Origin of the sequence: Mucilaginibacter lacusdianchii, from assembly GCF_009770985.1 — a bacterium.
Lineage (GTDB): Bacteria > Bacteroidota > Bacteroidia > Sphingobacteriales > Sphingobacteriaceae > Mucilaginibacter > Mucilaginibacter lacusdianchii.
In genome coordinates this window covers 125,986-143,505 of sequence record NZ_WSRW01000004.1, presented here as the reverse complement: position 1 = coordinate 143,505, position 17,520 = coordinate 125,986, and the positions used below count along the sequence as shown (strand labels likewise).

Below are 17,520 nucleotides of genomic sequence, written 5' to 3'. Positions count from 1 at the left end.
ATGAAAAACTTTTACCTGCTTTTTATTGGTTTAGTTTACACTACCACCCTGTTTGCACAGCAGGATACGCTTAAACAGCAACGCTTTAATTTTCACTTTCAGCAAACTACCATCACACAGCATAAACCTTCGTTTAGTGCGCCATATAGTGGCGAAAACAGCTTAATCACAAATAAAGAAACAGCCACTTCACTTACCACTACCCTGTTTGGCGGTGCCCGTTTATGGAAAGGTGCACAAGCTTATTTTAATCCGGAATTGGCAGGCGGATCGGGCTTTAGTAAAACGTTAGGTGTGGCGGGCTTCCCAAACGGCGAAACGTTCAGGGTGGGTAGCACCGAGCCCAAGATTTACATAGCCCGCTTATACCTGAGTCAGGCATTTAGCTGGGGTAATGAACGTGATACCGTATCTGATGATTTAAACCAGCTGGCAGGCTACAAAAGCAAACGCTATTTTTCGGTTACGGTAGGTAAATTTGGTATGTCCGATTTTTTTGATGCCAATACTTTTAGCCATGATCCGCGCAACCAGTTTATGAACTGGTCGTTGATGAGCAACGGTGCCTGGGACTATCCGGCCAACACCCGTGGCTACGTAATGGGCATTTTTACCGAACTAGGCATGCCTACCTGGACGCTTCGCTTTGCTTATACCATGACCACCACCACAGCCAATGGCTCTGTTTGGGACGAGCGCATCGGCAAAGCCAATACTCAAACACTGGAATTTGAAAAACGCTATATATTCAACAGTCAACCTGGTGCGGTACGTTTACTAGGTTTTCGTAACAACGGCAAAATGGGTAAATACCGCGATGCGTTAGCGTTTAGCCAGCCACCGGTTATTGATACGGTACTGGCCTACGGACATCACAAATACGGCTTTGGAATCAATGCCGAGCAGTTCATCAGCAAAACCTTTGGGGTGTTTGCCAAAGCCAGCTGGAACGATGGTAAAACCGAAACCTGGGCTTTTACCGAGATTGACCGATCATTAAGTTTGGGCGGTGTATTGAAAGGCAACTCCTGGAAGCGTAAAGACGATGAAGTAGGACTGGCATTTGTAGGAAACGGCATATCCAGCCCACACCGCGATTATTTAGCAGCAGGTGGCTACGGCTTTATTATTGGCGACGGCCGCTTAAATTATAGCACCGAAATGATTGCCGAATTATATTACAAATTGGATGCTTTTCAACAAAAGTTCTGGCTCACGCCTGATTATCAGTTTATTCTTCACCCTGCTTATAACAAAGATAGAGGGCCAGTAAATGTGTTTTCATTAAGGGCACATGTGGAGTTTTAAGGTTTTATTGATGCTCCTAATTAAGTTTATTTAATTAAGTACTTGTCACTTAGTTTGTGCCTGTAACTTAACTTCCTGTGGTGGTATTCACTTCTTGCAGTCCGCTCATTGCCGCGGAGGCTACTTACTTTGTCATAGCCACAAAGTAAGCAAAAGGCCTAGCTCTCGCGATCCCCTGTCTGCCCACCAACCCAACGCTGGCCCGGGCGCGATAGCGGGCCTCTGCGCTTCCTTTTTGCTTTTCCTCTTCTTTTTATTTAACGTAAAGCACTGCCAGAACAAGCCAACAAAAGAATCGGCATTCAGCTTCTTTCGGTAACTACTGTACTAAGTACAAGTACTGCATTGAGTAGAAAGAAGGTGCGGCCGAGAGGTTTCTTTTTGGTTACTTTTTCTTTTCCGGTAAAAGAAAAAGTAACTTCCACAGGCTGTGGTATAAGAACACCCCCATCCTAACAAGGCACAACCAAAAGTCAAAGCACTAACTAACTAACTAACTAACTAACTAACAAAACAAACTATCAACCAAACCAGTTACTTTTAACAAATTACCATTCCATCACAGCCTATGCAACCCGCAGCCCGTCAAACTTTCAACGCCAATTTTAGCCAGGAAAAATATCAGCAGTTTCTACAGCAGCTTAACGAAGGGATGCCGAATGACATAGCTTTCCGGGTGGCCGAAACACCTATATTTCTAACAGCCGACTTTCGCGACAGACTGCTGGCTGCCGGACAGGATATCATACAAACCATTTTGCAACCTGATTTTAAACAGCTCACCGATCGGGCCATTCCTGAAAAATGGAAAGTAGCTAACGAGAATGATCATCCGCATTTTATTGCGCTTGATTTTGGGGTTTGCAAAGATGAAGCCGGTAATATTGTACCTAAACTGATAGAACTGCAGGGCTTCCCTTCATTGTATGGCTTTCAGGTTTTGCTGGGCGATACCTACCAAAGCATTTTTGATATGGGCGATGATTGGACTATCTTTTTCAGCAATTTGGACCAAGCTGGTTATTTAGAACTGCTAAAAAAGACTATTATAGGCCCATATCAGCCCGATGAGGTAGTGCTGATGGATGTAAACGCATTTGAGCAAAAAACATTTGTTGATTTTTATATTACGCAACAATACCTGGGCATTCCCATTGTATCACTAAGTGACTTAAAGCAAAAAGGCAATCAACTGTATTATAAAGCAAATGGTGAAGAAAAACTCATCAAGCGTATTTATAACCGCCTGATTTTTGATGAGATTGAAACCGAAGGTACACCGTTTGAAGGCAACGTAGATTTGCGCCTGCCGCTGGATGTAGAATGGATTACCCACCCTAACTGGTTTTACCGCATCAGCAAATTTACTATGCCTTATCTAAAGGGCGGCGCCATTCCCAAAACATATTTCCTGAGTGAACTAACAGACATACCTACCGATTTAGAAAATTATGTACTTAAACCCTTATTCTCTTTTGCCGGTCAAGGTGTTATTATCGATGTAACGCCAAAGGACATTGAAGCCATTGCCGACCCCGAAAACTGGATATTACAGCAGAAGGTACAATACGAGCCGGTAGTGCAAGCGCCGGATGGCGGCGTGAAAGCAGAAATACGTTTGCTATACTTATGGCCTGATGGCAACAGTGAGCCAACCTTGGCCATTAACCTGGCCCGACTGAGCCGGGGTAAAATGATTGGTGTGCGCTATAATAAAGATTTTGAATGGGTAGGTGGCACAACGGCCTTCATGCCAAAGTAAACTTCACAATATCACCAACTTTTAAGCGTATATATCATAAGTGATATATTAAATTTGTACAATGATTCTGCAAACAGTTATAATCGTTTTACTTTTTGCTGCGGCAGTATTTTATGTAGGCCGCATGATATACAGAAGTATGTCGGCAAAAAAAGGATGCGGCAGCGATTGCAAATGCGGTGTTGATTTTTCAAATATCGAACCGGGCAAAAACCGCTAAACAAGCTCTACCCCTATTTTACTACCATCTTGATAACAAAACTGTTACCTTTGCGGTTTTGAAGTCCTAATTCATATTTAATGGCTGGAAGGCAAATTTTTCAAGCAGATAACCCTAGCAGATGGAACCGTTTTAAATGGCTGAGCCGCATCTTACTGGTGCTTCTCATTAGCGGCGTAGTAGCTGCTGCCATAACGGTAACCTCTACCAAATACCCAAGCTTACCCAACCTTACCCCTACAGCTAAAAAGCTGGATAAAAAAGAGTTGAACCGCTTACAGCGCTCAACCCGCTATCGCTCATTTACAATTCAGAAAGAAGAGCTGAAAGCGCTTGAGCGGGCCCGTTACCTGCACCAGCGCAAGCATCCTAATAACGCTCATCGTATTAATGCAGGCTTTTACCATGCCTGGGAACCACAAGCCTACAACTCGCTGGTTGACCATATTGCCCGCCTGGATATGATTGTAAGCGAAGGTTTTGCCATGACGCCTGGCAAAGATACCATCACCGTACGCCTGGATACCGGATTGGTTAACCTGAATAAGAAATACAAAAAACCGGTCATTGTATCGCTCACCAATTACATCAATACCAATAATATTTCGGGGTATTATGACACTAAGGATGTTAAACGTATCATCAACACACCTAAGCTGCGAACTGCCTTTATTAACAATCTGGCCGACAATCTGCAAAAGCACAATTTTAAAGGGCTTAATTTAGGTTTTGAAGATGTGGGTAGTCGTAACGCAGCTGCTTACAAGGCATTTCAGCGAGAGTTGTACAGCAACTTACACAGCAAAGGCTTTTTGGTTACGCAAAATGTAGCACCCGAGGATGATGAATATGACCTGTCGTTTTTAAAAGATGTGAACGATTACCTGTTCATCATGGCTATCGACCAGCATACCGATGCAACCAACGCAGGCGATGTATCGCACCAACATTGGGTTGAGGAATTACTGGATAATGTATGTGCCAAAATACCCAGCGAAAAAGTAATTCTAACCGTAGTCGGCGGAGGTTATGACTGGCCGGAAAGCCGTGTAGGGCAAGCCGTTGGCTATCAGCAGGCCATCAGTACGGCTCAAGAGCATGGTAGTAAAATTACATACAACCCCGAGTCGGCCAACCTAAGCTATACTTACAAAGGCACAGACACGTTGCAGCATACGGTTTATTTTGCCGATGCGGCTACCAATTTCAACATCATCCGCATGGCCGATGATTGGGCTACCGGTGGTGTGGCTTTGTGGCGCTTGGGTATGGAAGATCCGCGTTTGTGGACTTTCTTCCAAAAAAACCTGTCTATCGACTCGCTTCGTAAAACCGGTGTTGAGTTAAGAAAGTTAACCACACCCGAAATAAATACCCGTATAGATTATGCAGGTGATGGTGAAGTATTGGATTTAGTTTCGCAACCGGATACCGGAAAGATAGATGTAAAAATTGATCCTAAAACGTTTACGATTACCAGTCAAACTTACATCAAGCTGCCAACCAAATACGTAATCAGGCGGTATGGCTATGCACCTAATAAAGTAGTATTGACTTTTGACGACGGCCCCGACCCTAACTATACGCCACGCGTTCTGGATATCTTGAAACGGGAAAAAGTACCCGCATCATTTTTTGTGGTAGGATCGATGGTTGAAAAAAACATACCGTTGCTGAAGCGCATTTACGATGAAGGGTATGAAATAGGTAACCATACGTTTTTTCACCCAGATATTTCGCAAATCAGTTTAAAACGGGTAAGCCTGGAACTTAACTCAACACGTAAGCTTATTGAATCTATCACCGGCCATAGCACCGTTTTGTTTCGTGCACCGTTTAATGCCGATGCCGAGCCGCAAACACTGGCCGAAATTATTCCGGTGGCACAAAGCCGTAAAGAAAACTACATTAATATCGGTGAGTTTATTGACCCGCACGATTGGGAACCCGGTGTAACCGCCGATACCATTATCGCCCGTACCGTAGCTCAGCATGAAAACGGCTCGATGATACTGCTACACGATGCAGGTGGCGATACCCGTGAGGAAACTATTAAGGCTTTACCGGCTATTATCCGTTATTTTAAAAGCCATGGCTACCAGTTTACCACTATTGCCGATGTACTGCACAAAAAGAAAGACGACCTGATGCCACCCGTACACGATGACGCCAACAGCGGCGTTACCGGCACCTTGTACGACTGGTTTACTGGAGGCTTGTTTTACGCCAACTGGTTTTTCCTGTACCTGTTTTTAACAGCCATCTTTTTAGCCGTAGGTCGTATCATATTAATTGGCATACTGGCCTTACGACAGTTTTCAGCTAATAAGAACGCACCCGACCGTGTAATTGACCAAACCAACTTACCGCCGGTAAGCATCATTGTACCAGCATATAATGAAGAAATTACGGCTGTTAAAACCATACAAAGCCTTATTGAACTGGAGTACCCAGCCATGGAAATTATTTTTGTGGATGATGGTTCGAAAGACAAAACCTTTGAGGTGGTAGGTTTAGCCTACCAAAATCATCCTGCTGTTCAGGTGCTTACCAAGCCTAACGGCGGTAAAGCATCTGCCTTAAACTTTGGTATTTCGCATGCCCGGTATGAGTACGTGGTATGTATTGATGCCGATACGTTATTAAAAAACGATGCCATTTTACACCTGATGGCCTACTTTACAGATGAGGAAATTGGTGCGGTGGCAGGTACCGTAAAGGTAGGTAATGAAACTAACCTGATTACCCGCTGGCAGTCTATCGAATATATTACGGCCCAAAATATGGACCGCCGTGCGTTTGATTTGCTGAATAGTATTACCGTAGTACCTGGTGCTATCGGCGCTTTCCGCAAGGCGGCTATCATAAAAGCAGGCGGCTTTACTACCGATACACTGGCCGAAGATTGCGATTTAACCATGCGTATCTTAAAGCAGGGTTACATCATCCGCAACGCGGCTGAAGCTATAGCTTATACTGAGGCACCTGAAACTTTGCAGGCTTTGCTAAAGCAGCGCTTCCGCTGGAGTTTTGGTGTGATACAAAGCTTCTGGAAAAACCGCGATGCCCTGTTTAGCCGCAAATACAGTTTCTTTGGAATGGTGGGCATGCCTAATATCCTGATCTTCCAGATTGTTTTGCCGTTATTTTCGCCACTGGCCGATTTGATGATGATTGCCGGATTCTTCAGCGACCATCCCGAAAAGATATTTGGCTATTACCTGGCGTTCATTCTGATTGACTTTATAGTGGCGATTATTGCCTTCCGGATGGAGCGCGAGAATTTGAAAAAACTTATCTACATCATTCCGCAACGTTTTGTATGGCGGCAACTGATGTACTATATTCTGTTTAAATCTATCCGCCGTGCCCTAAAAGGAGAATTGAGCGGCTGGGGCGTGTTAAAGCGTACAGGCAATGTAAATACAGCGCAAACTACAGCGGCAGATTGATAAAAAAGGCGGGTATTAAACCCGCCTTTTTTATTTGATCACTAAATTATACTTGGTAAGTAAGCCGGATAAGCTTTCATGACTGAACTTAGCCTTGTCCATCGTGTTAATCTCCGGATCAATAACCATGTTGTACGACGTTAAAAAATTGGCACCTTTCAAAATAGTCCGGTTAAAAACTGTACGATTAAGATTGCACTGGTCGAAAACAGCATTGGTGAGGTCGGCTTCCGAAAAGTCAGCCTCATTCAGAGTACAGTTTAATAGTTTAACGCCCTTCAACTTTTTGCCTGCAAAAATGGTATAATCTAAATTACAATTGGTAAAGCTTACCGAAAACGAAAAATTAGCGCACACGCTAAAATTAACGCCAGATAACTTGCAGTCTGTAAATGATACGCCTTGTAACCCCACACCACCAAGTTTCACTAACGATAAGTTACAGTTATTAAACCGGCAATCTACAAAGGTTTTATTAGAAAGATCAGCATAAGACAAATCGCAATTGATGAATTGGCAATTATCAAACGTACGGTCAAAACCAGCTAACTCTTCGGGTTTGACATTGGTAAAAGTAATATCTTCGTCAATTTGGCGCATTAGTAAAACTTTTATAAAGGCAGGGGAATGTTATCCACGAGCAAATGGGTCCCTACCAGAACTTGTTCCTTGTAAAGTAAACGCAACCGGAACTGTATACTGCACTCTAACTGTTTGTCCTTTTTGCGTACCGGGTATCCATTTAGGGCTTGCACTTACCACACGAACAGCCTCGTCGCCCAAAGTTCGGCTAGGTGCACGCTCGTATTTTACATTAGTTAACGAACCATCTTTTTCTACTACAAAGGTAACATACACTCGCCCCTGTGTACCATTAGTTAAATCAGTTCGGGGATATCTTAGTGACTTACCTATAAATTCATAAAACTTATTAAGGCCGCCCGGAAAGTTAGGAGCTACGTCTACCGATTTGAAAATTTGTTTTTGAGCAGTGGTGTCCTGTGCTTTAGTGGCTGTAGTAAATAAGGCCATCATCGCCAGCAGTAGAAAAACATTACCGGCAAGAAACTTAAAATTGATTTTAATCATGATAAAGTTGTTGAGTTATATAGCTAAGATAAGTTGTTCACTTAACAAATTCATATTAAATCTTCTGTCATTAACAACATAAATAAAAAAGCAGACTACCCTTGCGGCAGCCTGCTTCACGTATAAAAGTAAATCGACAATTAACTTAGTTGGTGCCCGCCGGTTTTGGGGCCTCTTTGCGGGGCAGCATTTCTGCACGTTGGGCGGTGTTGTAAACCAATGATGCCACAATGGTAGCAGCCTGTTTCAAATCATCAGCCGATAAGCGATCATAGGTATCCTGATTGCTGTGGTGCGTACGGGTGTTGTAATCCATAGGCTCTTGGATAAACTGGAAGCCAGGGATGCCTACACCATCAAACGAAAGGTGGTCGGTACCGCCGGTATTGCTGATGGTTGTAGTAGCAGCACCTAAATCTTTAAACGGCTCTAGCCATGCTTTAAATATAGGGGCTACAGCCGAATTACCTTGCAGATATACACCACGGATTTTGCCAGTACCGTTATCCAGATTGTAATAAGCAGATACTTTAGCCTGTTCTGGCTTAATGGCCGAAGCGGTACCAAAGTGGCTGGCTACATAGTTACGTGACCCAAATAAGCCCTGCTCCTCCGAACTCCACAATGCAATACGGATAGTACGTTTCGGTTTAAAGCCAATGGTTTTCAGGATGCGCATAGCTTCCATCATTACGGCGCTGCCTGCTGCGTTGTCGGTAGCACCAGTGGCACCATGCCATGAATCATAGTGTCCGCCAATCATGACCACCTGATCTTTCAACTTTTTATCCGTACCCGGAATTTCGGCAATAACATTATAGCCGTTCATATCATCGGTAAAAAACTGCGTTTTAACCTCTGCTTCCATTTCTACTTTTTGGCCGGCTTTCAACAAGCGTACAATGCGCAGATAATCCTCGCCACTGGTTTCTAGTTCGGGGGCTACAGCTTTGGCTGTATCGGCATATGATGCACCGTTTGTGGTAAATACTGTACCATCGGTACCACGGCCCTGGCTTAATACCAGTGCTACGTTTTCGGCTTTTATGAAAGTATTCATGGCTGTACGCATGGCCAAAGCACGGCGGCGGGCTGCCATTTGTTGTGCAAAGGCAGAATTGGCATCCGGTGCGCCACGACGTTGTCCGGCAGGTTGTGCGGTGGCAGCGGCCATTTGGGCCAGCTCTTCGTCGGTATAACGTTTTGAATCGGGCTGCGGGTTACGGGTAAGCTCGTTTTTGGTATCAAAAATCACAATCTTACCAGCCAGCTTGCCTTTGTACTTATCTAAATCGGTAATGGTATCGGCTTTTAATAATATTACTTCACTTTTAACAGCGCCGTTTGTGCTGGGTGTCCAGGCTTTAGGGATAGCGATGATGGCGTGATAGTAAGGTACCGTAATAGCAGCATAGTTTTTTTGCACTTCCCAGCCTTTACCAAACTTTCCCCAAGGCTCCAGCTTTACATTAGACAAGCCCCAAGCTTTAAACTGACTAACAGCCCATTCCTGTGCACGCTTTAATCCGGGTGAATTAGATAAACGCGGACCGGCCACATCGGTAATATAAAATGCCGTTTGCATAACCTGCGAATGGTTAAGCCCTTCTTCGCGTATTTTTTGCACAGCGGCTTGGTCTACTACTTCTTGTGCAACGGCCGAAAAGCTCATGCCGGTTGCTAACAAAGCAGCAAAAAGTAAAGTTTTTTTCATATAGTTTGTTTTAGCGGTTACCAAATCTACCAAAAGCAAGTAGAAATGATAAGTTTGTAACTAATTAATTGCAAACAACCGCATAACCCATGCTACAAACAGCTATTCCTATACTAGCTTCGCTAAATGAAGCAGAATCCATTACTTTTTATACCGAAAAACTAAAATTTACCCTTCAAGCTAACTGGACCGGCTACCTGATATTGAGTAGGGACGATATTTACCTACACTTATGGCCCTGCAATGACGTTTACATTGCACAGAGCACTGGCTGTTACATCAATGTAAATGATATTGAGAATTTATATGCTGAGTACGAACCGCTAGGTATTGTACATCCTAACGCAAAGTTAGAAGACAAACCCTGGGGCAGACGGCAATTCAGCGTACTGGATAACAATGGCAATATCATTCACTTTGGGCAAGCCCTGTAGAAAGCTTAGTTGACCAGCAGCTTATAGCCCCTGCCGTGTACATTAATGATTTCTACGCTGGGATCATCTTTCAAATACTTGCGTATTTTGCTCAAAAATACATCCATGCTGCGGCCATTAAAGTAGTTGTCATCATTCCAGATGTTCAGCAAAGCTTCTTCGCGGGTGAGGACTTCATTTTTGTGCAGGCACAACAGGCGCAGCAGGGCAGCTTCTTTAGTGGATAACTTTTGCTGTGCACCCTCGTGGGTAATTACCTGCTGGGTAAAATCGAAGTGATATTTGCCGATATCAAACTGGGTAGGTTTCTCAGTTTCTTTTTCAGCACTGCTTCCGGCACGTTTAAGCAGGGCATTGATGCGTAATAATAACTCTTCGATGCGAAAAGGTTTGGTAATGTAATCATCGCCACCTAAATTAAAGGCTTGGGTTTTATCCTCTATCATACCTTTGGCGGTGGCAAAGATGATGGGCACCTGCTGGTTTATTTTACGAATTTCTTTGCCTAAAGTAAATCCATCCTTTTTAGGCATCATTACATCTAGTATCAGCAAGTCAAAGTTATCTTTGGTAAACTCGCGTAAACCTTCGTCGCCGTCTTTACAAAGTACTACATCAAACTTACCTTTTAGCTGCAGGTAGTCTTGCAACAGGGCGCCCAGGTTCGGATCATCTTCTGCCAATAATATTTTCTTCATGTGGTTAGGTTGCCAAAAGGCCAAATTTCAATTCAAATTCTGACCCTTTGTCTTTTTCGGATTTTACGCTGATCATACCGTTGAGTTTCTTCACAATGGTATTAACATAGCTAAGGCCCAGGCCAAAGCCTTTTACATCGTGCAGGTTGCCAGTAGGTACGCGGTAAAACTGCTCAAATATTTTAGCTTGCTGATCACGACTCATGCCAATGCCTTTGTCGGCCACGCGTATTACCAACTCATCATTTTTGTTGAGCGTAGTAATGGTTAACTGCGGTGCCTCGCGGCTGTATTTAATGGCGTTATCAATCAAGTTATACAATACGTTCGAAAAATGCAGTTCGTCGGCCTCAATTACCGAATGGTCGGCCTCCAGGTGTAAATCTACCTGGGCGTCATACTTCTGCAGTTTCAGGGCCATACTATCCAGCACGTCAGTAATCAATTCGTTTACCTCAACCGGTTTGTTATCCAGTTTAAAATCGTTTTTCTCAATGCGGGCAATGTTCAGTACCCGTTCAATGTGACTGCCCAAACGTTCGTTCTCTTCAAAAATGATATTGGCCAGTCGTGACACCCTGTTTTTATCAGCAATAATATCCTCGTCCCGCAAGGCTTCGGCAGCAATCATGATGGTTGATACCGGCGTTTTAAACTCGTGAGTCATGTTGTTGATGAAATCTGTTTTCATCTCCGATATTTTTTTCTGCCTCAGGATGGAAAATAAAGTATAACCAAAGCACAATACCAGTACCAGCAGCAAGCCACCGCTGGTAGCCATGGTATAAGTCATGGTTTTAAGAATGTGGGCGTTCTTCTCCGGAAAATATAACTTTAGGTTTCCCGGATCATTCACCACTTCTTGGGCAAAAATCGGGGTTTGGTAAGTATCAGATGCGTTGGCTGCACTAAACACCGGTCTTGCACCACTCACATCCAACGCTTTGGAAAATATCAATGAATCTTTGCTGGCGGTAGCCACTTCATAGCTAAAAGGCAAATCGATGCCTTTGTTGGCCAGTTCAAAACGCAGCAATGAATCAATCCACATCGCATCCACCCGGTCTTTAAGCGATTTATTGGCGCGCTTGTACTCATCGGCTAAATTTTGCATTATCGTTACATTGGCCGATTTTAAGCTGGAAATAGAATCGTCTGCCAGCATTTTGCGAATTTGTCTCAACTGGTGCTCACGTTCACGACGATCATGCTCGCGCTGCCAAATCGGATTGATTCGCAGATGAGTTACAATTTGCTGCCCCATTACCGGGTCAACGTACTTGTAATACAAAGTATCGTATTTGTGCAGTTTGGCAGGATTTATAGGTTTTGTGGTAAGGCGCGATGTCGTAATTTTAGGCGGCAAAGGCCGCTGGTGCACGTTACCAAATTCATCGGTAAATTCTTCAATTTGCCATTGTACATTAAGACCATATAGTTCATCGTCTTCCTGCTGGTGGCGGATCAGCTTCTTTAAACTGTCACGCAGATGGGCGATTCGTTTATCGTGCCGCTGACGGTTGCGGGCACTATCGGCCTGCAAACGAGCCGCCAGATTTTGGGCGGTGTTGATTTTTTGACTAACAATTTTAATATATCCTACCCTGCCCTTATCGCTAACCCCGGTGGCTTTATGAATAAAAAAGCGGTTGGCATCATGCCGGGCCACTTTGGCTACTACGGTATTTAGTGCTTCGCGCACATCGCGGTCAAACAGTTTGGATTGCAGTTGGTACGACTGACGCAAAAAAAAGTATTGCATGGCCACCACACCCAACAGTGCAAATCCCATCAAGCCAATAATAAAACCAATACTTCTTTTTTTCATGTTTCAACAAAAATACTCGAAAACCGGCCTGTTGAGAGGCTGTTTAACAAATTTTAACATTTATTGAACACCTATTGCAATGTATTGATTGATAACACATTGGCTTTTTGCCATTATAATCCTTAAAGTTTAAGGAACATAAAAAGATTGATGATTTAATGGATGTTAATTAGTAACATGTAAGGTATTATTCAAACCATTTATCAGATGCTTATCTGACTTTAATTTTTGTAGATAATGAATAGCTTGAGCAAAAAATTGCCATGAGTTTACGCTATTCAAATAAAAAACACGCTGTTCAACACTTACTTTAAAAGTTGCATATTCTAAATTAACAGGTTGTTTCTTAGTAAAGAAACCAATGTGTTTAAATATATAATCCTTAAAAAGTTGATATGAAATTTGATTAGTTATTATGTTTTTTTGGAAAAGCGCTTTGTCTTCATCTTTAATTACTTTTTTACCCATTTGCTTCAGCATTTCTACTTCAGAGTAGCTTAAAGGTATCTCTACCTTTTTTGTGGATATGATTAAAGGCCATATTGGCTTCTCTTCCGTGCCAATATGTTCGAACTTGATATATGGCACTGTAACTTGACTGTATCCCCTCAATGAAACACAACATAACGTAATAACTGCAATGATATTAACAGTGCATAATAGCCAACACTTTATAATGTGATAAAAAAGATTATTTAAGCTTTTCAAGATGATACACTTGCCTTTCTGAATCATTAAGTAAAACTAACGTTTAATATAAATTCTTTATAAACACCTTATTAAAGGTACCCGCTTGCTTTTAATAATTTATAGTTACTCCTAATTATTAGCTTTTGGTTTTATCAGCTTTAGTATTGATTACCTTCTTAATTCAACTGCAACCCATCATTCATTAACCATTCCTGCTTACCCGCTTGCAAATCATATCTAAAAACACCTTTAACCATACCCACATAAACCTCATCCCCTTTTATAACCAAAGAATTTGCCGGCGGCATATAACGGAGCAATCTGTTGACAGCCAAAGTACGCACCTTGGCTTGCTGGTTTACCTGAACTAAACTACTTGAGGTTGCGATAATAAAGTTTTGATGACGATTTACAGCTGCAGCAACTGGGGCATAAGGCAGCTTGACAAACGTTTGGGCCCTCCACTTATCTTTTTCTTGATTGATGATAATCATACTCCCCTCAGAAGACCCGCCATGTACCAGACCTTCAATGGCGTATAGGTTGCCGCCATTTTGTATAAACTGCACCACTTGATGGTCAGATATTTTGTAATGCTGTTTGCCATCTTTTGAAAACCAGTATAAATGGCCGCCCCATTCGCCTCTGTTGAAGCCTACCAGATAACCATTGTTTACGGCAGTAACCGCACGGTCACCGCCAAATTGCCAGGCATCATCGTTATTAGCTATATTGATTTCAAAAGGCAACGGTTGTTTGTTGACCTTGGGCTGAGCTCTAACTAAAACGCTGTCATGCTTTAAATACACTTGTAAAGCTTTATTTGAGGCAGCATATTCCGCAACTTCATCTCTGGTTTCAGGTATCGGATAACTTTCCCATCCTTCTGCCCAAACGTCATGTGCTCTGGATTTACAAGACAGCAGGGCGCCACTTATCAGAAAAATATATAGGATTGACAGTACTTTGCTTTTCATCAATAGCTAATTTCTTAAATGCGACTGCGTCTTTTTTATTCTGCGCCTTCGTTTAGTTCCATAATTTTGCCGGGCTGTTTAAAGTTGCTACGCACAAAGTGGCACCAGTCGCAATCCTTTTTGCCACAGCCGGTGGCAAATTCATGGTTCATTATTTTTTGGTAAGTATCGGTAAGCTGACGGGTTACGGTTTCTACATCTTCGGGCATTACTACAATTTTCTCTTTGTGGTACTCGCCCTCATTTACAGGTTCAATAAAATCAAATACCACACTGGTAGCTTCCCAGCTTTTGCTGCGGTCATTATCAATCAGCATTTTGTAGAATACAGCTTGTCGCCAGTAGTCCCCACCATTGGGTTGGTTGCTGGTAGGGCGCAGCAGCTTTTCTTTGGCGTATTTAAGCTTGCCGGTTTTATAATCTACAATGGTAACCTGATTACCGTTAAACTCAATTTTATCCAAATGCCCTTTTACGGGTATGCCGTTGATGGTAAGGTTGCGGATAGGATGTTCCACCCGTACAATCTTATTCCACTGGTTTACGTTCTGCTGGTAAAAAGCAGGCAATATCTTATCGCCGTAATCCATCCGTAAGCGGAACTCGTCACTGGTAAAAGCATCACGGTTACGCATCATAAACCAACGAAATTCCTTGATGAAATCTTCTGCCGACGGGAACTGATTGTCGTTCTTTCCCATCTTATCAAAAGCCCGGTACAATGCGTGGTGCACCGCCGATCCAAAGGCCATTGCCGGACTTTTACCCGCCGGCACCCGTATCAGGTTCTGGAAATAAAACTTAAGCGGGCAGTCCAGATAGCTATTTAAGTGCGTTACCGACAGCACATAGCTTTGCAGCAACTGGCCGATGTAGTTTTTATCTAACAGCTCCACCACCGGCTTATCCGCTTCATTAAACTGGGTAGCCAGGTAGTTCATCATCGCATCTTCATTTACCTGCGGGTGCTTTACCTGCAAATGCGTTTCGGCCAGTATCTCACCCAAAAACTGTGAGGCTTCCTGGTCTTTGCCATTACGATCATGTGAGGCATAAGATACGACCAAACACTGCTTGGCACGGGTAAGGGCTACGTAAAATAACCGGCGAGATTCTTCCTGCTGTGCAGTGTCATCGGCAGATGACTGCATCAAAGTATCCGGGAAGCTGAAGCCCATGTTGCGGCCCTTGGTATCCCATATTTTTTTGGTGCAGCCTATCAAAAATACATGCTCATATTCTAACCCTTTAGAACCATGAGCGGTAAGGAAATTAATTCCATTCTCGGTGCCAATCATCCGGTTCAGTTCCAGCCGGATGTTGTTTTTCTTCATCAGCTCAATGGTGTTGATGATGTCTTTTAGCTTACCTTCCGGACTTTTGCGGGCTTCATCGCGCACAAAGTTAAAAATGGTAGTTAGCACCTCCATGTGCCAGCCCTTATCCGGCTGCTGCATCACGTAGCGCAGTATGCCCAAACAGGTAATTACTTGCTGAAACAGCTGTTGCAAACTAAGGCTTACCGCAGCTTTAAGCAAAAAGTTTATATCCGTAACCAACTGGCGCATGGCTGCATCCTGAGGCTCTTCAAACAAACTGGGTTGCCGCGTGGGTATCATTTCGCTTACATGGCGGCGGATGGACGTTTTGGGTTCATCTACCCCCATGCTGTAATTGGCTTTGGATACTGCTATGCTCACTTTGGCTATTTCGATAGGCGGAATATCAAAAAAATCATAGTGCATAATCTCGAACAGCAGTTCATCACCACTAAAAGGCGAATCGAGTTCCATAGCCAGGTAGCGCAGTATGTTGATAATCTTTTCGCCAAAAGGCAGCGCCAGGATATCTATTTTACGTTTGGTATTAACGGCTATTTTTTGTGCGTCGAGGTAATGTATCAGTTCTTCTACCTGATTGTGGTTTCGGTAGATGACAGCTATTTCTGATGGTTCGGTACCTTTGGCTATCAGCTTTTCGATCTGGCTGGCCACATGCACCAGTTCTTGGTCTGGATTGGCATATTCATTTATCTCCGGCTCTACAATGGTGACATCGAACCGCGGATGTGATGAACTCAAGTTTTTATCCAAGTTAAGCTGACTGGTCAATCGCTCACGGTTATTGTTAATCAGCGCCTTGGATATGTCCAGAATGGCTTGGTTAGAACGGTAGTTATTTTTTAAGACTACGGTATATAGCGTATTCACATAATCACCTGCAAAATCCAGGATGTTTTTCATGTTGGCGCCCTGAAAACGGAAGATAGATTGGTCATCATCGCCTACCACAAACACATTTGGTTCCTGCCAGTAACACAGCAAAAACTTTAACAATTCATTCTGCGAACCACTGGTATCCTGAAACTCGTCTACCAGAATATATTGATGCCGTTCCTGATAACGGCGAAGTATGTTTTCATCTTCGCGAAAGGCACGCAGTACCCAGATAATCATGTCATCATAATCGTACCGGCTGCGCTCTGTCATTTTGGCTTCATAGTTATGAAACTCGCGGCAGGCACACAGCAGCTTTTCCATTACGTCTTTAGCAGCGTCTATTTCTTTCTGCTTAACGTCGCCTTTTTGAATACCTTTTGCAGCGTTGGGGCGCTTGTAGATAAACTCTTCGCGATTGGGCAGATCGTCAATATACTCAGCTACGGCTTTTTCAATCATTTCCATTTCCCAGTTCTCGCGCTTCATGGTGCTGAATAGGCTTTTTAGCCGGGGTACATCGTAATAGATATCGCCCGTGAACCGTTTGAGCAAATGATCTTTACCGAATCCATCTACCAGTTCCCGAAACAGCATAGCCGATTCCAGGTCTGACAACGGTTCCAGGCTCAGCTTACCAAAGTATTCTAAGTTTTCCTGAATAATATCATTACAAAAAGCGTGGAAGGTATAAATATTGATGCGGTAAGCATCCGGACCAATAAATTCAAACAACCGTTTGCGCATAGCCACTGCACCGGCATCTGTGTAGGTTAAACACAAAATTTCATTAGGCTGTGCATCGGTTTCCAGTAATATTTTACCAATGCGGGCGGCCAGTATCTGGGTTTTGCCCGTACCCGGACCGGCCACCACCAGCACCGGACCGTCTAATCTGTTCACGGCCGCCAATTGCTCGTTGTTTAACTGGCTTATTATCTGCTCAAATTTCTGGTTATATTTTTCGGAAGAGGACTGCATCATTACAAGTGTAAAGATACAGGTTGATGGATGAAGTTTAGGCTGATTGCGTATATTTTTAGTAAAGTTCTCTGATCATCATTTACAACCGCTTGGCTCTAGCAAAATGGTTACTCTTACAACTTCTGGTTGATCTTAACGTAAATCTATT

13 protein-coding genes are annotated in these 17,520 nt (G+C 43.3%); 5 read left to right on the top strand and 8 right to left on the bottom strand.

Going from position 1 to position 17,520, the window contains the following annotated elements:
- The 4 genes from GPM24_RS19220 (at nt 1) to GPM24_RS19205 (ending at nt 6,742) form a co-directional block, all read left to right on the top strand.
- Nucleotides 1-1,308 carry a carbohydrate porin gene (locus GPM24_RS19220; RefSeq protein ID WP_158828797.1) on the top strand — a complete coding sequence of 436 codons (1,308 nt, stop codon included), beginning with the start codon at nt 1-3 and terminating at the stop codon, nt 1,306-1,308.
- Between the two features lie 568 nt (nt 1,309-1,876).
- Entirely contained in the window at nt 1,877-3,070 is a 1,194-nt protein-coding gene (locus tag GPM24_RS19215) for a hypothetical protein (RefSeq protein WP_158828795.1), read from the top strand.
- 61 nt (nt 3,071-3,131) lie between these two features.
- The gene (locus GPM24_RS19210; RefSeq protein ID WP_158828793.1) at nt 3,132-3,290 is read left to right on the top strand and encodes a FeoB-associated Cys-rich membrane protein; all 159 of its coding nucleotides are present in this window, start codon (nt 3,132-3,134) and stop codon (nt 3,288-3,290) included.
- 80 nt (nt 3,291-3,370) lie between these two features.
- A complete protein-coding gene (locus GPM24_RS19205) occupies nt 3,371-6,742 on the top strand; it encodes a trifunctional glycoside hydrolase family 18/polysaccharide deacetylase/glycosyltransferase family 2 protein (RefSeq protein ID WP_158828791.1) in 3,372 nt (1,123 codons plus the stop codon).
- 30 nt (nt 6,743-6,772) lie between these two features.
- Here the strand turns inward: GPM24_RS19205 and GPM24_RS19200 are convergent, their stop codons facing one another.
- From GPM24_RS19200 to GPM24_RS19190, 3 genes are all read right to left on the bottom strand, one after another.
- Nucleotides 6,773-7,342 (bottom strand): pentapeptide repeat-containing protein, encoded by a 570-nt coding sequence (locus GPM24_RS19200; protein WP_158828789.1) that lies wholly within the window; start codon nt 7,340-7,342, stop codon nt 6,773-6,775.
- A 30-nt stretch (nt 7,343-7,372) separates the two neighbouring features.
- Nucleotides 7,373-7,831 (bottom strand): energy transducer TonB, encoded by a 459-nt coding sequence (locus tag GPM24_RS19195; RefSeq protein ID WP_158828787.1) that lies wholly within the window; start codon nt 7,829-7,831, stop codon nt 7,373-7,375.
- 145 nt (nt 7,832-7,976) lie between these two features.
- On the bottom strand, nt 7,977-9,545 hold the full coding sequence (locus GPM24_RS19190) for a M28 family metallopeptidase (protein ID WP_158828785.1): 1,569 nt from the start codon (nt 9,543-9,545) through the stop codon (nt 7,977-7,979).
- An 89-nt stretch (nt 9,546-9,634) separates the two neighbouring features.
- Here GPM24_RS19190 and GPM24_RS19185 point away from each other — a divergent pair, with 89 nt between their 5' ends.
- Nucleotides 9,635-9,979: a bleomycin resistance protein gene (locus tag GPM24_RS19185; protein WP_158828783.1), complete on the top strand. Its 345-nt coding sequence runs from the start codon at nt 9,635-9,637 to the stop codon at nt 9,977-9,979.
- Nucleotides 9,980-9,984: 5 nt separating this feature from the next.
- On the opposite strand, the gene GPM24_RS19180 is transcribed toward GPM24_RS19185, so the two are convergent.
- The 5 genes from GPM24_RS19180 to GPM24_RS19160 all read right to left on the bottom strand — a co-directional run bounded on the left by GPM24_RS19180 (nt 9,985) and on the right by GPM24_RS19160 (nt 17,372).
- The gene (locus tag GPM24_RS19180) at nt 9,985-10,677 is read right to left on the bottom strand and encodes a response regulator transcription factor (protein WP_158828781.1); all 693 of its coding nucleotides are present in this window, start codon (nt 10,675-10,677) and stop codon (nt 9,985-9,987) included.
- Nucleotides 10,678-10,681: 4 nt separating this feature from the next.
- Nucleotides 10,682-12,505, bottom strand: coding sequence for a sensor histidine kinase (locus GPM24_RS19175; RefSeq protein ID WP_233268909.1), 1,824 nt, complete (start codon nt 12,503-12,505; stop codon nt 10,682-10,684).
- Nucleotides 12,506-12,670: 165 nt separating this feature from the next.
- Complete coding sequence (locus tag GPM24_RS19170) at nt 12,671-13,213, bottom strand: hypothetical protein (protein ID WP_158828779.1); 543 nt, start codon at nt 13,211-13,213, stop codon at nt 12,671-12,673.
- A 158-nt stretch (nt 13,214-13,371) separates the two neighbouring features.
- Nucleotides 13,372-14,172 carry a hypothetical protein gene (locus GPM24_RS19165; protein ID WP_158828777.1) on the bottom strand — a complete coding sequence of 267 codons (801 nt, stop codon included), beginning with the start codon at nt 14,170-14,172 and terminating at the stop codon, nt 13,372-13,374.
- Between the two features lie 35 nt (nt 14,173-14,207).
- Nucleotides 14,208-17,372: an ATP-dependent helicase gene (locus tag GPM24_RS19160; RefSeq protein ID WP_233268908.1), complete on the bottom strand. Its 3,165-nt coding sequence runs from the start codon at nt 17,370-17,372 to the stop codon at nt 14,208-14,210.
- Nucleotides 17,373-17,520: the final 148 nt, after the last annotated feature.

Bases quoted from the DNA above. Each gene is read 5' to 3' on its own strand.
- GPM24_RS19220 (WP_158828797.1), top strand. From the start codon at position 1: ATGAAAAACTTTTACCTGCTTTTTATTGGTTTAGTTTACACTACCACC.
- GPM24_RS19215 (WP_158828795.1), top strand. From the start codon at position 1,877: ATGCAACCCGCAGCCCGTCAAACTTTCAACGCCAATTTTAGCCAGGAA.
- GPM24_RS19210 (WP_158828793.1), top strand. From the start codon at position 3,132: ATGATTCTGCAAACAGTTATAATCGTTTTACTTTTTGCTGCGGCAGTA.
- GPM24_RS19205 (WP_158828791.1), top strand. From the start codon at position 3,371: ATGGCTGGAAGGCAAATTTTTCAAGCAGATAACCCTAGCAGATGGAAC.
- GPM24_RS19200 (WP_158828789.1), bottom strand. From the start codon at position 7,342: ATGCGCCAAATTGACGAAGATATTACTTTTACCAATGTCAAACCCGAA.
- GPM24_RS19195 (WP_158828787.1), bottom strand. From the start codon at position 7,831: ATGATTAAAATCAATTTTAAGTTTCTTGCCGGTAATGTTTTTCTACTG.
- GPM24_RS19190 (WP_158828785.1), bottom strand. From the start codon at position 9,545: ATGAAAAAAACTTTACTTTTTGCTGCTTTGTTAGCAACCGGCATGAGC.
- GPM24_RS19185 (WP_158828783.1), top strand. From the start codon at position 9,635: ATGCTACAAACAGCTATTCCTATACTAGCTTCGCTAAATGAAGCAGAA.
- GPM24_RS19180 (WP_158828781.1), bottom strand. From the start codon at position 10,677: ATGAAGAAAATATTATTGGCAGAAGATGATCCGAACCTGGGCGCCCTG.
- GPM24_RS19175 (WP_233268909.1), bottom strand. From the start codon at position 12,505: ATGAAAAAAAGAAGTATTGGTTTTATTATTGGCTTGATGGGATTTGCA.
- GPM24_RS19165 (WP_158828777.1), bottom strand. From the start codon at position 14,172: ATGAAAAGCAAAGTACTGTCAATCCTATATATTTTTCTGATAAGTGGC.
- GPM24_RS19160 (WP_233268908.1), bottom strand. From the start codon at position 17,372: ATGATGCAGTCCTCTTCCGAAAAATATAACCAGAAATTTGAGCAGATA.